13 protein-coding genes and 1 pseudogene are annotated in these 19,319 nt (G+C 71.2%); 6 read left to right on the top strand and 8 right to left on the bottom strand.

All coding sequences use genetic code 11. The annotated features are described in order from the left end of the window. Nucleotides 1-218: 218 nt before the first annotated feature. Complete coding sequence (locus tag CCS38_RS21170; protein WP_223734885.1) at nt 219-1,787, top strand: APC family permease; 1,569 nt, start codon at nt 219-221, stop codon at nt 1,785-1,787. 64 nt (nt 1,788-1,851) lie between these two features. Here the strand turns inward: CCS38_RS21170 and CCS38_RS21165 are convergent, their stop codons facing one another. Beyond that, nucleotides 1,852-3,366, bottom strand: a complete 1,515-nt coding sequence (locus CCS38_RS21165) for a CehA/McbA family metallohydrolase (RefSeq protein WP_223734884.1) — start codon at nt 3,364-3,366, stop codon at nt 1,852-1,854. A 109-nt stretch (nt 3,367-3,475) separates the two neighbouring features. Next, nucleotides 3,476-3,838 carry a hypothetical protein gene (locus CCS38_RS21160; protein ID WP_223734883.1) on the bottom strand — a complete coding sequence of 121 codons (363 nt, stop codon included), beginning with the start codon at nt 3,836-3,838 and terminating at the stop codon, nt 3,476-3,478. A 96-nt stretch (nt 3,839-3,934) separates the two neighbouring features. Between CCS38_RS21160 and CCS38_RS21155 the strand changes: the two genes are divergently transcribed. Together CCS38_RS21155 and CCS38_RS21150 are read left to right on the top strand one after the other, a co-directional pair. Beyond that, nucleotides 3,935-4,759: a TIGR03619 family F420-dependent LLM class oxidoreductase gene (locus CCS38_RS21155; RefSeq protein WP_223734882.1), complete on the top strand. Its 825-nt coding sequence runs from the start codon at nt 3,935-3,937 to the stop codon at nt 4,757-4,759. A gap of 196 nt (nt 4,760-4,955) precedes the next feature. Beyond that, nucleotides 4,956-7,610: a bifunctional FO biosynthesis protein CofGH gene (locus CCS38_RS21150; RefSeq protein WP_223734881.1), complete on the top strand. Its 2,655-nt coding sequence runs from the start codon at nt 4,956-4,958 to the stop codon at nt 7,608-7,610. Between the two features lie 53 nt (nt 7,611-7,663). Here CCS38_RS21150 and CCS38_RS21145 read toward each other — a convergent pair whose 3' ends face one another. After that, nucleotides 7,664-7,921 (bottom strand): hypothetical protein, encoded by a 258-nt coding sequence (locus CCS38_RS21145; protein ID WP_103833933.1) that lies wholly within the window; start codon nt 7,919-7,921, stop codon nt 7,664-7,666. A gap of 235 nt (nt 7,922-8,156) precedes the next feature. Here CCS38_RS21145 and CCS38_RS21140 point away from each other — a divergent pair, with 235 nt between their 5' ends. After that, nucleotides 8,157-9,278 carry an ADP-ribosylglycohydrolase family protein gene (locus tag CCS38_RS21140; protein WP_223734880.1) on the top strand — a complete coding sequence of 374 codons (1,122 nt, stop codon included), beginning with the start codon at nt 8,157-8,159 and terminating at the stop codon, nt 9,276-9,278. Nucleotides 9,279-9,383: 105 nt separating this feature from the next. On the opposite strand, the gene CCS38_RS21135 is transcribed toward CCS38_RS21140, so the two are convergent. The 5 genes from CCS38_RS21135 to CCS38_RS21115 form a co-directional block, all read right to left on the bottom strand. After that, nucleotides 9,384-10,937, bottom strand: a complete 1,554-nt coding sequence (locus tag CCS38_RS21135; RefSeq protein ID WP_223734879.1) for a sodium:solute symporter family protein — start codon at nt 10,935-10,937, stop codon at nt 9,384-9,386. A 369-nt stretch (nt 10,938-11,306) separates the two neighbouring features. Next, nucleotides 11,307-12,575 (bottom strand): aminotransferase-like domain-containing protein, encoded by a 1,269-nt coding sequence (locus CCS38_RS21130; RefSeq protein ID WP_223734878.1) that lies wholly within the window; start codon nt 12,573-12,575, stop codon nt 11,307-11,309. A gap of 335 nt (nt 12,576-12,910) precedes the next feature. Then, on the bottom strand, nt 12,911-13,120 hold the full coding sequence (locus CCS38_RS21125) for a DUF397 domain-containing protein (RefSeq protein ID WP_223734877.1): 210 nt from the start codon (nt 13,118-13,120) through the stop codon (nt 12,911-12,913). A 253-nt stretch (nt 13,121-13,373) separates the two neighbouring features. Continuing rightward, nucleotides 13,374-14,240 carry a helix-turn-helix domain-containing protein gene (locus CCS38_RS21120; protein ID WP_223734876.1) on the bottom strand — a complete coding sequence of 289 codons (867 nt, stop codon included), beginning with the start codon at nt 14,238-14,240 and terminating at the stop codon, nt 13,374-13,376. A gap of 813 nt (nt 14,241-15,053) precedes the next feature. Further along, the gene (locus CCS38_RS21115) at nt 15,054-15,815 is read right to left on the bottom strand and encodes a GOLPH3/VPS74 family protein (RefSeq protein ID WP_223734875.1); all 762 of its coding nucleotides are present in this window, start codon (nt 15,813-15,815) and stop codon (nt 15,054-15,056) included. 224 nt (nt 15,816-16,039) lie between these two features. On the opposite strand from CCS38_RS21115, the gene CCS38_RS21110 reads away from it, so the two are divergent. Both CCS38_RS21110 and CCS38_RS21105 read left to right on the top strand, forming a co-directional pair. Continuing rightward, the gene (locus CCS38_RS21110; protein ID WP_263302383.1) at nt 16,040-18,829 is read left to right on the top strand and encodes a D-alanyl-D-alanine carboxypeptidase family protein; all 2,790 of its coding nucleotides are present in this window, start codon (nt 16,040-16,042) and stop codon (nt 18,827-18,829) included. 200 nt (nt 18,830-19,029) lie between these two features. Beyond that, nucleotides 19,030-19,319 (top strand): annotated as a pseudogene (locus CCS38_RS21105) (glycosyltransferase family 39 protein); the annotation flags it as partial.

Raw genomic sequence — 19,319 nt, 5'->3', positions numbered from 1 at the left:
CGGACAGCCGAGGGAAAATTTTGAATGCCATCAAAACGGACACGGCTGCGGTTCCCGTAATCCGGTTCTCAACTATTGGACCTTGCTGTTACGTGGTGATGCGCGCATGAAGCCTGTTGATTGATAGGCGCTCTTCTTGATTCCCCTTCGCATGCAAGGTTCAGGCTGCGGAGTTCGATCATCCGGATACGAATACAGCAGGGCTTAACGTCCTGTTCATGGTTCAGGTAGACCCCCGGCTTCCGGCCGGAGACACGGTGACGAGCGTCAATGGCGACGCATCGGGCGGTACCCGAAGCAAGGGCCTCAGCGGTAACTCCGTCGGCCTGCTCGGCAGTGCCGTCATCGGTGTGTCCACCGTCGGCCCCGTCTACTGCCTCACCTCGACCCTCGGTCCCACCGTGGGTGAGGTCGGCCTCCAGATGCCCGCCGTCTTCCTTGCGGGCTTCCTGCCGATGCTGCTGGTCGCGTTCGCGTACCGCGAGCTCAACAAGGCCGTGCCGGACTGCGGTACCTCCTTCACCTGGACGGTGAAGGCGTTCGGGCCGCGCGTCGGCTGGATGTGCGGCTGGGGCCTGGTGATCGCGACGATCATCGTGCTCTCCAACCTCGCCGGCGTCGCCACCTCCTTCTTCTACCTCCTCCTCGGACAGCTCACGGGCAGCGACTCCATAGCGGCGCTGGACGGCAACAAGCCCGTCCACGTCCTGACCTGCCTGGCCTTCGTCGCCATCGCCACCGCGATCAGCTACCGCGGCGTGACCACCACCAAGGGCCTGCAGTACGCGCTGGTCGGCCTGCAGCTCGCCGTACTGGTCGTCTTCGTCGCCATGGCGGTCGTGAAGGCCAGGACCGGCGACTTCACCGGCTCCATCGACTTCCAGTGGTCCTGGATGAACCCCTTCGAGGTGAAGTCCTTCGCGTCCTTCACCGCCGGACTCTCCCTCTCGATCTTCATGTTCTGGGGCTGGGACACCTGCCTCACCGTGAACGAGGAGACCTCGGGCAGCGAGAAGACCCCCGGCCGTGCCGCGATGCTGGCCATGGTCGTGCTCATCGGCTGCTACCTGACCACCGCGGTGGCCGCGCAGATGTTCTCCGGCGTCGGCACCAAGGGCCTGGGCCTGGGCAACCCCGACACCTCCGACAACGTCTTCGCCGCCCTCGCCGGGCCGGTCATGGGCTCCGCCCTCGGCGTGCTGCTCTTCGTCGCCGTGCTCGCCTCGGCCGCCGCCTCCCTGCAGACCACGTTCATCCCGGTCGCCCGCACGGTCCTGGCGATGTCGACGTACGAGGCGCTGCCCGCCTCCTTCGCCCGCATCCACCCGCGCTTCCAGTCCCCGGGCCGGGCCACCGTCGCGGCAGGCATCGCCACCGGCGCCTTCTACGCCGTGATGACCTTCCTCAGCGAGAACGTCCTCGTCGACACGATCTACGCCCTCGGCCTCATGATCTGCTTCTACTACGCGATCACGGCCTTCGCCTGCGCCTGGTACTTCCGCGCCGAGCTGCGCAACTCCGCCCGCGACATGGTCTTCAAGGGCGTCTTCCCGTTCCTCGGCGGCCTGCTGCTCACCGGCGTCTTCGTGAAGACCCTCATCGACATCTGGGACCCGGCCTACGGCACCGGCAGCTCCGTCTTCGGCATCGGCTCGGTCTTCGTCATCGGCGTCGGCCTCCTCGCCCTCGGCCTGGTCATCATGCTGGTGATGCAGCGCCGCAGCCCGGCGTTCTTCCGGGGCGAGGTGCTTACCCGGAGCACCCCGGCCCTGGTCGTCGAGGACTGACCGGACGGACGCCTGATCCGAGCGCACGGGGCCCTGCGGGCCCCGTAGCGCCTTCCCGGGCCGGTCAGGGCCGGCCGAGGAACACCGGATTGGTGAGGGCCGCCATCGAGCCCGGCAGGCCCTCGGCGGTCGCCGGGTGCCGGACCTCGGCCCGTACGTACGCGGCGTTGTCGGGGGTGGTCCTCCAGCTGACCGTGCCGGCGCCGGACGCGGGCAGCGCGGCCGTGTACCGCAGCCCCTGATCGGTCACGAAGCGGACCGTGCAGCCGGGGGCGCCTGACACCTCCAGGCGGGCGGTCACCGGGGACGCACGGTCCACCCGGAGGCGCTCGCCGATGCCCGCGTGCTCGCCGCGCCCGCCGGTGACCGAGAACGCCAGCTCGACCTTCGCGGACTCGGCGATCCATACCCGCCCGGCACGGATGCCGGACTGGATGGCCTGCCGGGAGAGATCCTCGGCGAGGACGACCGTCTGCGGGAGGCCGACGACGTCGGGGTCGCGGTGCGCGTCGCTGTGGCCGACGGCCGGGAGCCAGTCGCCGCGGCCCTGCGCATGGGCGACGAGCGTGTTGTCCCACTCGGCGAGCGTGACCTCGTCGTCGGGCGTGTACGGGCCGTTCCACACCTCCACCGCGTCGGCCTCGTTCAGCCCGAACTTCCAGTTGCAGCCGATGCAGGTGGCGTGCGGGTGAGCGGGAATCACCAGGCCGCCGGCCCGGCGGATCGCGCGGGCGTACCGGCCGAAGGCGTTGTCGCGGGCGCGGTAACGCCAGTCGATGAAGACGCCGGGGTCCGTGCCCATCGCCACGACGTGCCCGTTACGGGTGGTGATCTCCTCGCCGGTGAGGATCAGGAGGTCGTCGCCCCACAGGCCCTCCCAGGCGCGGTGCGCGGAGGTGGTGTTGTGCTCGGTGGTGGTGATGAAGTCCAGGCCCGCGGCGCGGGCCAGCGCGGCGATCTGCGCGGGGGTGCGCTTCCCGTCGGAGTAGACACTGTGCAGGTGGCTGTCGCCGCGGTACCAGGCGCGGCCGCGGCCCTTGGCCCGCTGCGGTGGGTACACCGGCTTCGGGGTCTCGCCGGGCGCGCCGTACCGCAGGGTGACGGTGACCTCGTAGGTCATCCCCTGCGGGGCGACGGTGTACGGGCCGAGCGCGATGTGCCAGATGCCGGGCCCGACAGGCCCTGGAAGATAGCCGGGCGTCGCGTCGTCGGCCCGCACGAAGAACTCCGTGCGGGCGCCGCCGGACCAGCCGCGGAAACCCGGACCGCCCGGGACCGTGCCGCGCTGGTCGAAGAGCCCGATGTCGCAGGCGTTCCCGTTGGTCCCCACGGGGACGGCCGGCTTGTCGTACGTGTAGGAGACGGCGAGTTCGCGCACGCCGTCCGGGACGTCGACGGGGAGGTACACGTAGTCGGGGGCGCCGGTGGGGAGGTGGCCCCGCACTGTACGGGTCTCCTCCCGGCGGGAGCCGTCCCCGTCCGGGCGGTCCGCTGCGCCGGCGAAGTTCACGGTATCGAGCGTAAGCACGCCCGCGGCCCCCGCGACAGCCGTCAGCCTCAGTACGTCACGCCGCTCCATCCGTGCCCCCTGCCTCCGGACGTCATCGCTCTCACGCGCGACACCGTTGTACGCCGCTGTGACGGCGAGGGGAACGGGTGCGGGCGGGTGAGTGGCCGCGGGCGGGCGGTCAGTCGCTGCTGCGGGCGCGGCCGCGGACGAAATGCCAGACGAGGCCGCCTCCCCCGACAACGAGGGCGATTACCCACCAGTAGGGCACCCCGCCGCCGTGGCTGGAGTCGTTCGAGCCGCTCCAACTGCCGGAGGAGTGGTAGCCGCCGGAGCTGCTGCCCTTGGAGCCGGTCTTGGACACGCCACCGGAGCCCGATCCGCCGCTGCTGCTACTGCTGCCGTGCGAGCCGCCCGTGACTGCCGGGGCCGCGTACGCCGCCGTGGGCGCCGCGACGACCGCGCCGATCAGCGCCATCGTGGCCAGCGCGTTCCGCGCGACCGTCTTCCGTGCGCCCGTGTTCCGTGCAGGTGTGGCACGCATATGAAATCCCCCGTACGTATGTGATCGGCCTCGCACGGTAGGGCATACGGTGACCGTGCGCCATGCGAGTGCCCGCCTTGCACGGAGGTGTTACGGATGCGAATCAGCACCACGATCTTCCTCACCGACGAGACGATCCGGCCGGTGCGGCTGGCCCGCGAGCTGGAACAGCGCGGGTTCGCCGGGCTGTACCTGCCCGAGCACACCCACATCCCGGCCTCCCGCGACACCCCGGCGCCGATGGGCGAGCCGCTGCCGCGCGAGTACGGCCGCACCCTCGACCCGTTCGTCGCGCTCGGCCAGGCCGCGGCCGTCACCGAGCGGCTGGCGCTCGGCACGGGCATCACGCTGGTCGCCCAGCACGACCCGATCGGCCTCGCGAAGCAGGTCGCCACACTCGACTTCCTCTCCGGCGGCCGGTTCACACTGGGCGTCGGCTTCGGCTGGAACGTGGAGGAGGCCGCCGACCACGGGGTGGAGTGGTCCTCGCGGCGGGCGCTCGCCCGGGACCGGATCGCGCTGATGCGCGCACTGTGGGCGGACGAACCCACCGCGTACGAGGGGGCCTTCGGCTCCGTGCGGGCGAGCCACGCGTACCCGAAGCCGGTGAAGGGCGCGCCGCGCATCCTGGTGGGCGGCGGGGCCGGGCCCACGCTGTTCGCGCACGCCGCGGAGTACGCGGACGGCTGGCTGCCGATCGGCGGGCGCGGGCTCACGGAGGCGCTGCCGGAGCTGCGCCGGGTGTGGGCCGAGGCCGGGCGCGAGGGGGAGCCGGTGGTCGTGCCGTACGGCGTGCGGCCCTCGGCCGGGAAGCTGGCGCACTTTCAGGAGCTGGGCATCGACGAGGTGGTGGTCCAGCTGCCGGCGGCGGGCGAGGGCGAGGTGCTGCGGGCGCTCGACGCGTACGCGGAGTACCTGTGAGGCGCGGGCGGCGCGAAGGCGCCCGGACGGCGCAGAGGTGCCCGGACGGCGCAGAGGTGCCCGGACGGCGCAGAGGTGCCCCGGATGTCTGCCCGGACGGTAGTCGGAGGGAACCTCCGTATGGCGTGATCATCCGCACACAAAACGGTCTCCGTGGTCCGTCGGCCGCCCTGGCACCCGCTCGTATCCTCGGAGGATGACTTCCAGCCCGCAGGGATCCGAGCAACTGCCGCAGGGACCCGAGCAGCCCCCGCAGGGAAACCGGCGCCCCGCGCCGACCGCGAACGCCATGCGCCGGGCGCTGAGGCGCGCGCGGGACGGCGTGGCGCTGGACGTGGCCGAGGCGGCCGTCCTCCTCCAGGCGCGCGGCGAGGATCTGGACGATCTGTGCGCCTCCGCCGCCCGGGTACGGGACGCGGGGCTGGACGCCGCGGGCCGCCCCGGCGTCATCACGTACTCCAAGAGCGTCTTCATCCCGCTCACCCGACTGTGCCGCGACAAGTGCCACTACTGCACCTTCGCCACCGTGCCCGGCAAGCTGCGCCGCGAGGGGCACGGGATGTTCATGTCCCCGGACGAGGTCCTGGACATCGCCCGCCGCGGCGCCGAACTGGGCTGCAAGGAGGCCCTGATCACCCTCGGGGACAAGCCCGAGGACCGCTGGCCCGAGGCGCGCGAGTGGCTGGAGGCCGAGGGGTACGACGACACGCTCGCCTACGTGCGCGCGATGGCGATCCGCATCCTGGAGGAGACCGGGCTGCTGCCGCACCTGAACCCGGGCGTCATGTCCTGGACGGACTTCCAGCGGCTCAAGCCGGTCGCGCCTTCGATGGGCATGATGCTGGAGACCACCGCCGAGCGGCTGTGGAGCGAGCCGGGCGGCCCGCACTACGGATCGCCCGACAAGGAGCCCGCCGTACGGCTGCGCGTCCTGGAGGACGCCGGGCGCAGCTCGGTGCCCTTCACCAGCGGACTGCTGATCGGTATCGGCGAGAACTACGAGGAGCGCGCGGAGTCACTGTTCGCGCTGCGCCGCGTCTCCCGCGCGTACCACGGCATCCAGGAGCTGATCATCCAGAACTTCCGCGCCAAGCCGGACACCGCGATGCGCGGCATGCCGGACGCGGAGCTGGACGACCTGGTCGCCACGGTCGCCGTCGCGCGGCACATCCTGGGCCCGTCCGCCTGCCTCCAGGCGCCGCCCAACCTGGTGGACGCGGAGTACGGGCGGCTCATCGGGGCCGGCATCGACGACTGGGGCGGCGTCTCGCCGCTCACCCCGGACCACGTCAACCCCGAGCGCCCCTGGCCCCAGATCGAGGAGCTGGCCGCGCGCTCCGCGGAGAGCGGTTTCCAGCTGAAGGAACGCCTCGCCGTCTACCCGGAGTTCGTGCTGCGCGGCGAGCCCTGGCTGGACCCGCGGCTGCTGCCGCACGTACGGGCGCTCGCCGACCCCGAGACGGGCCTCGCGCGCGAGGACGCGCTGGTCGAGGGGCACCCCTGGCAGGAGCCGGACGAGGAGTTCTCGCTGCACGGCTCGGGCCGGACGGACCTGCACCGCACCATCGACACCGAGGGCCGCACCGGCGACCGCCGGAACGACTTCGACGAGGTGTACGGCGACTGGGAGGCGCTCCGCGAGGCCGCGGCCCCCGGGATGGTGCCGCAGCGCATCGACACCGACGTACGGGCCGCCCTGAAGCAGGCGGCGGACGATCCGACGAAGCTCACGGACGACGAGGCGCTGGCCCTGCTGCACGCCGACGGGCCCGCCCTGGACGCGCTCTGCGGCATCGCCGACGACCTCCGTAAGGCCACGGTCGGCGACGACGTCACGTACATCGTCACGCGCAACATCAACTTCACCAATGTCTGCTACACCGGCTGCCGGTTCTGCGCCTTCGCGCAGCGCCGTACGGACGCCGACGCGTACACCCTCTCGCTGGACCAGGTGGCCGACCGCGCCCAGCAGGCGTGGGACGTGGGCGCCACCGAGGTGTGCATGCAGGGCGGCATCCACCCGGACCTGCCCGGCACCGCGTACTTCGATATCGCGCGGGCGGTGAAGGAACGCGTCCCGGGGATGCACGTGCACGCGTACTCGCCCATGGAGGTCGTCAACGGCGCGACCCGTACGGGCATGTCCATCCGGGAGTGGCTGACCGCCGCCAAGGAGGCGGGGCTGGACAGCATCCCCGGTACGGCTGCCGAGATCCTCGACGACGAGGTGCGCTGGGTGCTGACCAAGGGGAAGCTGCCCACCGCCACCTGGGTCGAGGTCATCAAGACGGCGCACGAACTGGGCATCCGCTCGTCCTCGACGATGATGTACGGGCACGTGGACCAGCCGCGGCACTGGCTGGGCCACCTGCGGCTGCTGGCGGACATCCAGCGGTCCGCGCTGGACAGGAACGTCGAGGGCTTCACGGAGTTCGTGACGCTGCCGTTCATCCACACCAACGCGCCGGTTTATCTCGCCGGCATCGCCCGACCGGGGCCCACCTCACGCGACAACCGTGCGGTGACCGCGATGGCGCGGCTGCTGCTGCACCCGTACATCCCGAACATCCAGACCAGCTGGGTCAAGCTCGGCACCGAAGGCGCGGCCGAGATGCTGCGCTCGGGCGCCAACGACCTGGGTGGCACGCTGATGGAGGAGACGATCTCCCGGATGGCCGGGTCGAGTTACGGCTCCTACCGGTCCGTGCGGGACCTGGTCGCCATCGCCGAGGAGGCCGGGCGTCCGGCCCGGGCCCGTACGACCACCTACGGGCCGGTGTCCGCTGAGCGCCAGGAGGCGGCGCTCCGCTCCGACGGACACCTGCCGGAGCTGCTGCCGGTACTGGACTGACGCACGGGGCCTCCGGGGCCTCTCAGCGCCCCCGGAGGCCCCGTGGCCGGTTCTCACCCCTCCCCGCCGTGCTCCGTCTCGTGCTGGAGGATGCACTGCTGCCAGCGGGCGAGGGCCTCGGCGCGGTCGCCGCCGGCATCCTCCGCCGCGGTGATGAGCGCGTCGGCGGCCATCGCCGCGAGCCGTACGGCGATATGGCAGGTGTCGCGCTGGGGGAGCGGGCGCAGCAACTCCACCGCTCCCTCACTGTCCCCGGCCAGCGCGCACGCGACGACGGCCATGGTCGTGCGGTCCCACTCGTACTCGGACATGGACGGAGCATGCCCACACCAGGGGCTGAGGATGACTCCTGGGCCGATATTGCGCAGGTGACCGGAAAGTTCCGGTAACGATCAAAAGCCGCCTCTTGGTCGCCTCTTCGCATTCCCTTCCTGCCCACTAGTGGCCGAAACCCTGTCGATTACAGTGCCCTGCGTCAGCGAGCGTCAGAAGGGCGTCGGGAGCGGCAGCACGGGTCCAGGAGGGCACAGTGCCAGGAGGGACACAGTGAGCGCAGCAGGCGGCGGGAACGCCATCTGGGGCCGCGCCGAGCAGCAGGACTTCCGCAGCCGGGTGCGCGGCTGCCTGCTGGGTGGCGCGATCGGTGACGCGCTCGGCGCGGGCGCCGCGCACGCCTCGCTCGACGACCTCCGCCAGGCATACGGCACCGAGGGGCTCACGGACTACGCCCTGGTCTTCGAACGGCGCGGCGCCATCACGGACGCCACCCAGCTCACCCTCTTCACCGTCGACGGCCTCATACGTGCCCAGGTCCGCCGCGACACCGGCGCCTGGCACCCGCCCACCGACCTGTACCGCGCCTACCGGCGCTGGGCCGTCACGCAGCACGACTGGGGCCCGGACGAGCGCCGTACGGACGACGGCTGGCTGGCCCGCGAGGAGTGGCTGTACGCCCGCCGCGACCCGGCCCGCGAGTGCCTCGCCGGCCTCGGGGACGGCGTCATGGGCACCCTGGACGCGCCCCGCAACCCGCAGGCCAACGGAGGTGGCGCCGTGATGCGCTCGGCCCCCTTCGGGCTGCTCGTCGGCTGGGAGCCGCAGCTGGTCTTCCAGCTCGCCGTGGAGTGCGCGGCGCAGACCCACGGCCACCCCACCGGCTATCTCGCGGCCGGCGCGCTCGCCGTCATCACCCACTCCCTCGCCCGCGGCGAGGACCTCGACAGCGCCGTCCAGAAGGCGCTGGCGCACCTGGCCACCCGCCCCGGCCACGACGAGACCACCGACGCGCTCAAGCGGGCGCTGGGCGCCGTACGGCAGGGCATGCCGACCCCCGCCCGGGTCGAGTCGCTGGGCGAGGCCGGACATGCAGCCGGCGCGCTGGCCATCGCCGTGTACTGCGCGCTGGTCGCCGAGGACATCCGGCACGGGCTGCTGCTCGCGGTCAACCACAGCGGCGCCTCCGACCTCACCGGCGCGATGTGCGGCAACCTCCTCGGCACCCTGCACGGCGAGACGGCCCTGCCGCCGGTCTGGCTGGTCGAGCTGGAGGGCCGCGCCACCGTCCTCCAGCTCGCCGACGACTTCGCCATGGAGATGACCCAGGGGCCCGCGCTCCACGGCCCCGGCAACTCGGCACCGGGATGGCTGGCGCGGTACCCGAGGGCGTGAGCCCGCAGCGCTTCTCCAAGGGCAGCGCTGCCTTACGGGCACAGCGCTTCCCTACGGGCACAGCGGCGCCCCGGGTACTGCGTTGCACGAGCTTCATTACGGCGACTACACGGGCTTCTTCTGGTCCCGCGGAGCGGGCTGCCCGGGTACGGCCAGTGCCGCCGCACCGGGACCGTCGTCGTCCCCGTCGGAGTTGATCCGGGCCAGCACCGCGTCCCGCTCCGGCGTGGCCTCCGGCTTCACCAGCCCGATCAGCACGAAGAGGACGAGCGAGACGGCGACCGGCGAGACGATCTGGATCTGCAGCGAGACGTCGGCGATCCCGTAGTTCGTCAGCCAGAACGCGAACAGGCCGGCTGCCCAGGAAGTCAGCGCCGCGACCGGCCCCGACCTGCGGAAGAGCGGCAGCATGCCCAGCAGGAACGGGATGGAGATCGGCCCGACCAGCCCGGCCACCCACTTGATCACCACGGAGATGATCCCGGCGAAGGCCGGCGAGTTCACCTGCGTCGCGATCGCCATCGACAGGCCGAGGAAGGCGAGCGTGGACAGCCGCGCGGCCACCAGCCCCGCCCGGTGCGACCAGTCGCGCGCCTTCGCCGAGACGGCCGGCGCGATGTCCCGCGTGAACACCGCAGCGATGGCATTGGCGTCCGAGGAGCACATCGCCATCGTGTGCGAGAAGAATCCCACGATGACCAGCCCCAGCAGCCCGTGCGGCAGCAGGTGTTCGGTGAGCAGCGCGTACGAGTCCGACGCGTCCGGCTTCTCCGCCTTCACGAGCAGCGGCGCGACCCACATCGGGAAGAACAGCACCACCGGCCAGATGAACCACAGCGCAGCCGACAGCAGTGCCGAACGCCGCGCTTCATGGGCGCTGCTCGTGGCCATGTAGCGCTGCGCCTGGTTCCACATCCCGCCGCTGTACTCGAAGGTCTTGATGAACAGGTACGCGAGCAGGAACGTCAGCGTGTACGGGCCGACCGTCGGCTGGGTGTGGGTGTCCGGCAGCCGGTCCCATACCGTCCACAGCGCGCTGACCCCGCCCAGTTCGGCCAGCACGGTGACCAGCATCGCCAGGCCCGCCAGCAGCTGGATCACGAACTGCCCCAGCTCGGTGAGGGCGTCCGCCCAGAGCCCGCCGACCGTGCAGTACACAGCCGTGACCAGGCCCGTGATCAGGATGCCCTGGTTGAGCGACACCCCGGTGAAGACGGACAACAGGGTCGCGATCGCCGCCCACTTGGCGCCGACGTCCACGATCTTCAGCAGCACGCCGGACCAGGCGAGCGCCTGCTGAGTGGGCAGGTTGTAACGGGTCTTGAGGTATTCGAGCGGCGAGGCGACGTGCAGCCGGGAGCGCAGCCGGTTGAGCCGGCCGGCGAAGAGTCTGGCCCCGATGGCGATGCCGATCGCGATGGGGAAGGACCAGGTGACGTACGAGGTGATGCCGTACTGGTAGGCGATGCCCGCGTACCCGGTGAACATCACGGCGCTGTAGCCGGACATGTGGTGCGAGATGCCGGACAGCCACCAGGGCATCCGGCCGCCCGCCGTGAAGAAGTCGCTCACGTTGTCGACACGTTTGTGCGACCACAGGCCGATGGCGACCATGACGCCGAAGTATCCGATGAGCACAGTCCAGTCGAGACCGTTCATGCCCCCTCCAAGGGGTCCGCCTTGTGAACGTGCAAGAACGCAACAGCACTTCGCCTCGGCGGCGCCCCCGTGCGGGAGTGGGGACTTCGGGGATTGAACCGTTGGCACAGTGCCCGGTCAAGGGGGCTCGTGGGTCACAGATATGAACCCCGGTCACCTAACCGAACATTTTTACTCTCTCTTGACCCTGCGCCTCGTTGTCGTGCCCGCGACGGCACCCGCACCATGAGCGGACACTTCGCCAGGCTCCGCACAGCAAATCCGCACAAAAAAGCACCACACGGGAGCGGGATCCCGTGCGGTGCAGGAGAGGAGGTCGTATACGGAGTCACACAACGGGTCGTCCGACGGACCGCATACGGAGGGACGTCAGCGAAGGGCCGCGCCCAGCCGCCGCAGACCTTCCCGGATCTCCTCCGGAGAGTGCGTCACGAAGGACAGCCGCATGGTCGCCGCGTCGGCCTGCCCCGCGAAAAAGGGCGCCCCCGGCACGTACGCGACGTCGTGCTCGACCACCGACGGCAGCAGCTCCGTCGCGTCGTACCCGGCCGGCAGCTGCGCCCACACGAACATGCCACCCGTGGGCCGGTTCCAGCGCGAGCCTTCCGGGAGCGCGTCGCCCAGCCCCGCGAGCAGCGCGTCCCGCCGCTCGCGGTACGCGACCCGCACCCGGTCCAGGTGCGCGGCCAGATCGGCGTGCGCCAGGTAGTGCGCCGTGGCCGCCTGGTCGACGGTCGAGGTGTGCAGGTCGGCGGCCTGCTTGGCGATCACGCAGGCGCGCCGCAGCGCGGCGGGCGCGCGCAGCCAGCCCAGCCGCAGCCCCGGCGCCAAGATCTTGGAGAACGAGCCGAGCAGCGCCGTACGGTCCTCGGCGCCCGGGAAGGTCGCCACCCACGGCACGGGCTCGCCCTCGAAGCGCAGCTCGCCGTAGGGGTCGTCCTCCACGATCCACAGCCCGCGGCGCGCCGCCACCGCACCGATCGCGGCACGGCGCTCGGCGGGCAGCGTGCGCCCGCTCGGGTTCTGGAACGTCGGCACGGTGTACAGCAGCTTCGGCCGCTCCCGCGCGACGATCTCGTCCAGCGCCTCGGGGTCCAGCCCGTCGTCGTCGCACGGCACGGGCACCACCCGGGCGCCCGCGAACGAGAAGATCTGCAGGGCCGCGAGGTAACAGGGCGCCTCCACCAGGACGGTGTCGCCCGGCTCCAGCAGCGCGGTCGACAGGAGCGTGAGGCCCTGCTGCGAGCCGGTGGTGATCAGCAGGTCGTCGGGGTCGGTGGCCAGTCCGCGCGCGGTGGCCCGCTCGGCGACGATCCCGCGCAGCGCCGGGGAGCCCTCGGTGGTCGAGTACTGCAGCACCTGCTGCGGACGGTCCGCCAGTACGTGCCGGAAGGCATCGGCGATGCCGTCCGCGTCGAACAGCTCCGGAGCCGGCAGCCCGCCGGCGAACGAAATGACCTCGGGCCGCGCGGTCAGCGCCAGGATCTCCCGCACGGGCGAGGCCCCGGTCCGCGACGCCCGCCCGGCGAGCCCGGGGACGGGTGCTGCGGGTACCGAACCGGCGGCGAAGTCGGCGGTAGGCGCCAGGGATACGGCCGTGGAGGCGGTCTTGGCAGTGGCGGATGCGGCTCCGGGCATGGTGGCTGGCTCCAATCGCTCGTCTCGCGCTCGCCGTTAACCGGCGTTAGCTGCAAGGTGCAGGGAGCTTATGTCTCCGGATGTGCCGCTCGCACAGGTATCCGCATTGTGGGCACTCGTGGGTGCCTGTCATGTACTCCAACTCCCTCCGTGCGGGACGGCGTCGGGGGGAGGTGCGACGCCGGACGGGGGAAGGCCGAGCCCCCTCGGCCGGGACGGCGATCCAGTCGAGAGGGCCCGTTGCGGTGGTGCGGTGTGGTGAGGCGATGGAGCTGTGGAGTTGTGCGGATTTGGGTGCGGAATGCGGACTTCTGAGGGGCTGGACGACGGGCCGCTCAGGCCACGTCGTACGTACCGGCGCCGACCTCCGCCACGAACGTGCTCCAGGCGGCGGTGTCGAACGTCAGCCGGGGGCCGTCGGGGTCCTTCGAGTCGCGCACCGCGATGGCCTCGGCAGCCGGCACGGCGATCTCGACACAGGCGCCGTTGCCACCGGAGTACGAGGACTTCGTCCAGGAAAATGCGGAATTGGGCTTGGTTGCCATGTTTACTCCGACTCACTCTGGGTTGCCGCGACTTGGCGCGGATTCGGTACGCATGACGCTACGCGCCAACATCACCGACGCCAGAGGGGTATCACTCATCCGTATGGCATATTCCTTGATCTCTTTTCAAGGAAACCGGCGCAGGTGTACCGTGCTCGCTTCCTTTCCGGAATCCGCTATTCGGCCGCCTTGCGGGCCGTTTCCCGCCAGGTGGAGTCCCGGCGGCCGGCTCGTTCACCGCCCGGCCCGCACCTCACCTCGTGCTGTCGGCATGCCGCTTGGCGGCCTCGGCGATGAACTCCCGGCTCTGATCGGCGTTGAGCGCCTGGGCCCGCAGATGCTCGTACATGATCGTGTACTTGTGCACGTCGTTGGTCTTCTCCAGGTACAGGTCGCTCGTGACGCCCTCGATGTAGACCACGCTGGAGTCGGCCGCGTCGTCGAACTCCAGGATCGAGAACGTGCCGGACATCCCGGCGTGCGCGCCGGTGTCGTACGGCAGCACCTGGACCGTCACGTGCGGCAGCTTGCTGATCTCCACGAGGTGTTCCAGCTGCTCGCGCATGATGAGGTGGCTGCCGACGACGCGGCGCAGCGCGCTCTCGTCCAGCACGACCCACAGCCGCAGCGGGGTGTGCGGATCACTGACCCGCTCCTGGCGCCGCATGCGCACCTGGATGCGCTTATCCAGCTGGTCCGGCGCCAGCTCCGGGACGGTCCCCGGGATCACCGCCTCCGCGTAACCGGGCGTCTGCAGCAGACTCGGCACGAGCAGCGATTCGTACACGCGCAGCGAGGCCGCCTCGGTCTCCAGGCCGATGTAGACGCTGTACGGGATGTCGCCGAAGGCGTGCCACCAGCCCTGCTGGCGCGAATCCTTCGCCATCTGCATCAGCGAATCGACGATGCGGTGATCCTCGACTTCGTACACCCCGCAGAGGTCCCGGACGTCGCGCTGACTGATGCTGCGGCGGCCGTTCTCGAGCCTGCTGATCTTCGATTGCGAGACCAGCAGCCGCTCCGCGACCTCCTCCGCGGTCATGCCCTTGAGCTCCCGGAGCCTGCGCAGCTCCTGGCCCAACCGGCGTCGCCTGACGGTGGGATTCACATTGGACGCCACGGGACGTGCACCTCCGGCTCCGGACTGCTGTTTTTTCCTGTTCAGCAGATTGCCACCACCGGTCGGCACCGCGCTGGGAAATGGCCGGACAAGGTGGGCGCGGGTACGAGAGGCCCTACGGGATGCGCCGGTCCGGAGGGCGCCCGCTGCGACGTACGGGCGGATACCGGGAGCGCGTACGGGAGCGCGTGCCGGGAGCGTGCATGGGGGCTTGTACGGGGGCGTACGGAAGCGGAAGCGGAACCCGGCGGCCTGAGCCGCGGCCGGCCCTGGAAGGCGGTGTACGGCCCGTACGCGCCTGCTGGGGGGCGCGGGGAGCGCCATTGGTGCGCCGGGGGCCCGCAGGCGGCCGAGGAGGGCCGGAAGGGCGTGAAAGGGGGCGCGGGGTGGCGGGCCCGCCGTCGTCCAGAACGGCGGATCCACCACCCCGCGCCTGTTGCGGCTCCCGGACGGGATCTGGGGACGGTGCTGCGGTGTGTTGCCGGGTACTGCGTTGCCGGCCGTTCGGCCGCCGGGTACTGCGTGTTGGCGGCCGGTTCGGAACCGGGCGCTACGTTGTCGGTACTGCGGTTTCGTGTGGTGAGAGGGTGCTGCTGCGGACGGGGTGGGTCCGCGCGGGCAGCCGTCGCGCGCTGCCTGCCGCGCGAGTGCTGCTCGTGCCGGTGCCGCCCTGGGGGTGGCGGCGTCCTGCTGCTGTCCCGTCCTGTGATGTGCGTCCGGTTCCTGTCCGTCCCGGTCCTGTCCGCCCCGGAAGCTGTCCGTTCCGGGGGCCTGTCCGCCCGGTTCTGTCCGTCCCGGGTTCTGTCCGTCCGGCTAACGGGCGCCGACGCGGGCCATGCTGCCCCGCATTGGCTGGGCCGGAACGCCTGGCGTCCCGTCCGTGGCCCGGGCGGCCGGCTGCCGGCCGGCTCCGGGGCCCGGTCCCGCTGCCGTTGCGCGCCTCGGCTGCGCCGCGACGCCGTTCTGCACGTCCATGACGGCGTGCGCGACCAGCCCGCCCATGGGGTCGTGCCGGATGAGATCCCGGAGACGGGAGCGCGATGAGCGCCCTTCGTTCCCGGGGTAGAGGTGCTTGCCGAGACCGACCGCGTGGGCCAGTGCGGCGAGCGCCGCGGTCCGCGGGTCCGGTGGTACGCCGGTGCGGATCGCGTTGTCCAGCCGGGCCCTGATTTCCCGGCTGATGGCCGTGTCCGTCGCCTGGTAGCGAGTCGTCGGCAGTACTCCGCACATCTGACCCGCCACGGCATGCACCATGCCGCACCGCTCCAGATGCGTGAGGTAGGTCTGGCGCAGCCCCAGTCGGGGCCCGCCGATCCAGTGGACCGCGCGCACCGGGCTGCCGCGCCGTCGCAGCAACTCGAGCGCCGAATCCAGTGTCGGATCTCCAGTCGGCCGTGGCAGTACCACGGCGATACGATCCCCGTCAGGGGCTATCCGTCCCGCCAGAGCCAGCTCCACTAGCTGGGCCCCGGCCAGACCGAGGTCGAGCGACTGCGGCTGCGCTGTGGTTCCCGTGGCCGGGTCCAAAGCGAGCAGCAGAAGCTCCTCCGGAATTGTTCTGCGGCTCCTGCCCATCCATGCCTCCCCGCGTGGATGAATGACAGGGTGACCCCTCTCACATTCATCTGTCGAGAGTGCGTGGGTGATTCGGCAGGGAACCGGTAGGTATGTCGTTCTCGTCTACTCGGTGGGCGACAGCCTCTGAGGGCGGGGCGCGAGCCCCGGACAGCGCGGCTGCGCAGCCGCGCTTCTCGCACACAGGACACTTGGCAACACTGGGCAGAGCAGCAGCGCGACGTATGAAGGAGATACCGGTGGCGGGCGAGTCCCCCGACAGGTCGGAGCAGAAGCAGTCGTCGGGGGAGACGGCGGAGAGCGACCGCGATCCGCGGCTCGCGGTCTTCCGTGATGCACCGACGGAAACGGAGACGTCCGGGGAGGCACCCGAGTCCGGCGAGGCATCCGGGGAGGCGTCCACGGAAACGCCCACGGAGACGCCCGCGGAGCCGGATCCGGTTGCGACGGCCGGGGAGAAGGGCGATTCCGAGGGCGGCGAGGGTGGCGATGCTCGGCTCAAGGCGGCGGTGGCTGCCTGGGTGGCGGGCAAGGACGCCTCGGACGCCCCGGAGGGCGCGGAGGGTGCGGAGGGTGCGGAGCCGGGCGAGGACGCCCCCAAGGGGGCTTCTGGCGCCTCTGAGGCCCCTGTGAGCGGCGATGCCGCCGAGGGCAAGGGCGGCGCGGAGACCGGTGGCGCGGCCGAGGCCGACGCCGAAGCGGAGTCCGCGCTGCCCGTACGGAAGCCCGGCGGCAAGGCCAAGAAGGGCGCCGGCCAGCCGGACCAGCCGACGGCCGTCTTCGGCACCGTGACCCCGAAGTCGGCCCCGGCCGATGAAGCCACCCGAGTGTTTGCGGCCGTAAAGCCGAAGGGTGGCGAGGGCGAAGAGAAGGCTTCCGCCAAGGACGCCGAGAAGGGCGCGGAGAAGGACGCGGAGAACGGCGCCAAGAAGGAGGCGGAGGCCCGGAAGGCCACGGCGGCTGCCATCCCCAAGCGGTCCGAGACCGCGAAGAAGGCCGCAGCCGCCGCCACGTCCAAGGAGAAAGACAAGGGCAAAGGCAAGGACGAGGCTGTCGCCGAGTCCACCGCCGGTGCGGACAAGCAGGACGCCAAGAAGGACGTCACGGACGACGCCAAGAAGAGCGACGGAGACGGCGCCAAGAAGGACGCCGAGGGCAGCAAGGCGTCCGAGGACAGCAAGAGCAAGGCGCCCAAGGGCGGCGAGGAGCCCAAGGACAGCACGGACGCCAAGGCCGACACCAAGGACGCCGACACCAAGGACGCCAAGGGTGCCGCGCCCGCCGCCAAGAGCAGCGCGGACGGCAAGGGCAGCAAGGCCGGCAAGGACGCCAAGCCCGGCGAGGAGTCCAAGGGCGCCGAGAAGTCCGGTAAGGACGACGCCGGGAAGTCCGGTTCCGGTGAGGAAAAGGACGACGCCGGGAAGTCCGGCAAGGCGGCCGTCGAGCGGGACGCCGAGCGGACCAGCCAGTTCGTCGCGCTGAAGTCGGCCGACGAGCGGCCGGTCAAGCCGCCGAAGCCGGTCGGCAAGGCCGTCGTGAAGCCGGCCGGTAAGCCCGGCGCCTCCTCGGACATCGCCAAGGCCACGGGCGGCACCGCCGCCTCCGCCCCGCTCCCGCCGGCCGCCGAGGCCCCGGCGCGCTCCGGCCCGCAGCCGGCCGCCGCACAGCCGTCGTCCGCCGCCCCCGAAGCGGCGCCGCTGCCCGAATCCGAGCGTACGAAGCAGCAGCCGCTGCCCCCGCTCGACCTGCTCGCGCAGCTCACCAACACCCCGCCGCCGCCCGAGACCCCGATCCGCACCATCGTGCGGCGGTTCAAGATCTGGACCCCGCTGGCCCTGCTGCTCCTGCTGATCTTCGTGATCGTGCAGGCCGTGCGGCCGCTCCCGGACCCGACGCTCGCGCTGACCTCGGACGCCACGTACTCCTTCGACGGCGGCAAGCCGTCCCTGCCCTGGCCGTCCGAGGGCCAGGCGTACGTCGAGGTGTCCGGCCTGGGCCCGATCGGCTCGTACGGCGCGCAGAAGCCGATCCCGATCGGCAGCGTCGCCAAGACGATGACCGCGTACATCATCATGCGCGACCACCCGCTGAAGCCCGGCAAGAAGGGCGACATGATCCGGGTGGACAAGCAGGCCGAGGAGGACGGCAAGAAGGGTGCCGGGCACGGTGACGAGTCGGTCCTCGACACCGTCAAGGAAGGCGATTACATCTCGCAGAAGGACGCGCTGTCCGCGGTCATGATCCCCTCCGCGAACAACATCGCCCGGCTGCTGGCCCGTTGGGACGCCGGTTCCCAGGAGGCGTTCGTCAAGAAGATGAACGCCACCGCCAAGGACCTCGGCATGAAGAACACCACGTACACCGACCCCAGCGGCCTGATCGAGACCACCGTCAGCACCGCCCAGGACCAGGTCAAGCTGGGCAAGAAGGCGATGGAGATCCGCTCGCTGGTGGACATCACCAAGCTGCCGAGCTGGACCGACCCCTCCGGCAAGACCTGGCGGAACTTCAACACCCTGCCGCCGTACAACAACGCCATCGGCCTCAAGACCGGCTCCACCTCGAAGGCGGGCGGCAACCTGCTCTTCGCTGGGCAGCAGCAGGTCGGTGACACGACGCAGCTGATCGTCGGTGCGGTGCTCGGCCAGCACCGGCCGCCGATCATCGACACCGCCAACGCCATCAGCAAGGACCTGCTCACGACCACCCAGGGCGCCCTGGAGGACCGTACGGTCGTGAAGGAGGGCGACGTCGTCGGCGTGGTGGACGACGGCCTCGGCGGCACCACGCCGGTCGTGGCGACCGAGGACCTCAAGGCGGTCGGCTGGAACGGCCTGACGGTCAAGCTGGGGCTGACGGACAAGGACAAGGCCATCCCGCACACGGCCAAGGCCGGCACGGAGGTCGGCGTGCTGACGGCGGGGAGCGGGCCCGGCCAGGCCACGGTCCCGGTGGCGCTCCAGAAGGACCTCGCCGAACCGACCTTCGGCGCGAAGCTCACGCGCGTGGGCTGACCCGGCGCCCGTCCCGTACGACCGCTACGTACCGCAACGCCCCGGTTCCGCCGGGGCGTTGCGCGTACCGTAGGGCGTGCGATCCGTCCGGGGCGCCAGACCCGATTCCGACCGCTCGGGAGCCCGCCATCGATACCGCGCTGAACGTCCGGACCGCCACGGGGCACGTACGCGCCGAGCCTGCGCCCTGGACCAGGGTCGTGCCGGCGCCGTGCGCGCTCGCGCTGGCGCTGGGCCTGTGGGGCATCCGCCGCCAGGGCAGCATCTGGCGCGACGAGGTCGTCACCTACGACATGGCGCACCGCAGCCTCCCCGAGCTGTGGGGCACGCTGCAGAACGTCGACGCGGTGCACGGCTTCTACTACCTCTTCATGCACGCCCTCTTCGACGTCCTCGGCGGGGGCGTGGTGACCCTGCGGCTGCCTTCCGTACTGGCGATGACCGCGGCCGCCGCGGGGGTCGCGCTCCTGGGGGCGCGGGTGGCCGGGGA

Source organism: Streptomyces purpurogeneiscleroticus (assembly GCF_020024005.1).
Taxonomy (GTDB): Bacteria; Actinomycetota; Actinomycetes; order Streptomycetales; family Streptomycetaceae; genus Streptomyces; species Streptomyces purpurogeneiscleroticus.
Note: the sequence above shows the minus strand (reverse complement) of the source record. Positions and strands in the feature narration are given on the sequence as shown.

Bases quoted from the DNA above. Each gene is read 5' to 3' on its own strand.
- CCS38_RS21170 (WP_223734885.1), top strand. From the start codon at position 219: ATGGTTCAGGTAGACCCCCGGCTTCCGGCCGGAGACACGGTGACGAGC.
- CCS38_RS21165 (WP_223734884.1), bottom strand. From the start codon at position 3,366: ATGGAGCGGCGTGACGTACTGAGGCTGACGGCTGTCGCGGGGGCCGCG.
- CCS38_RS21160 (WP_223734883.1), bottom strand. From the start codon at position 3,838: ATGCGTGCCACACCTGCACGGAACACGGGCGCACGGAAGACGGTCGCG.
- CCS38_RS21155 (WP_223734882.1), top strand. From the start codon at position 3,935: ATGCGAATCAGCACCACGATCTTCCTCACCGACGAGACGATCCGGCCG.
- CCS38_RS21150 (WP_223734881.1), top strand. From the start codon at position 4,956: ATGACTTCCAGCCCGCAGGGATCCGAGCAACTGCCGCAGGGACCCGAG.
- CCS38_RS21145 (WP_103833933.1), bottom strand. From the start codon at position 7,921: ATGTCCGAGTACGAGTGGGACCGCACGACCATGGCCGTCGTCGCGTGC.
- CCS38_RS21135 (WP_223734879.1), bottom strand. From the start codon at position 10,937: ATGAACGGTCTCGACTGGACTGTGCTCATCGGATACTTCGGCGTCATG.
- CCS38_RS21130 (WP_223734878.1), bottom strand. From the start codon at position 12,575: ATGCCCGGAGCCGCATCCGCCACTGCCAAGACCGCCTCCACGGCCGTA.
- CCS38_RS21125 (WP_223734877.1), bottom strand. From the start codon at position 13,120: ATGGCAACCAAGCCCAATTCCGCATTTTCCTGGACGAAGTCCTCGTAC.
- CCS38_RS21115 (WP_223734875.1), bottom strand. From the start codon at position 15,815: ATGGGCAGGAGCCGCAGAACAATTCCGGAGGAGCTTCTGCTGCTCGCT.
- CCS38_RS21110 (WP_263302383.1), top strand. From the start codon at position 16,040: ATGAAGGAGATACCGGTGGCGGGCGAGTCCCCCGACAGGTCGGAGCAG.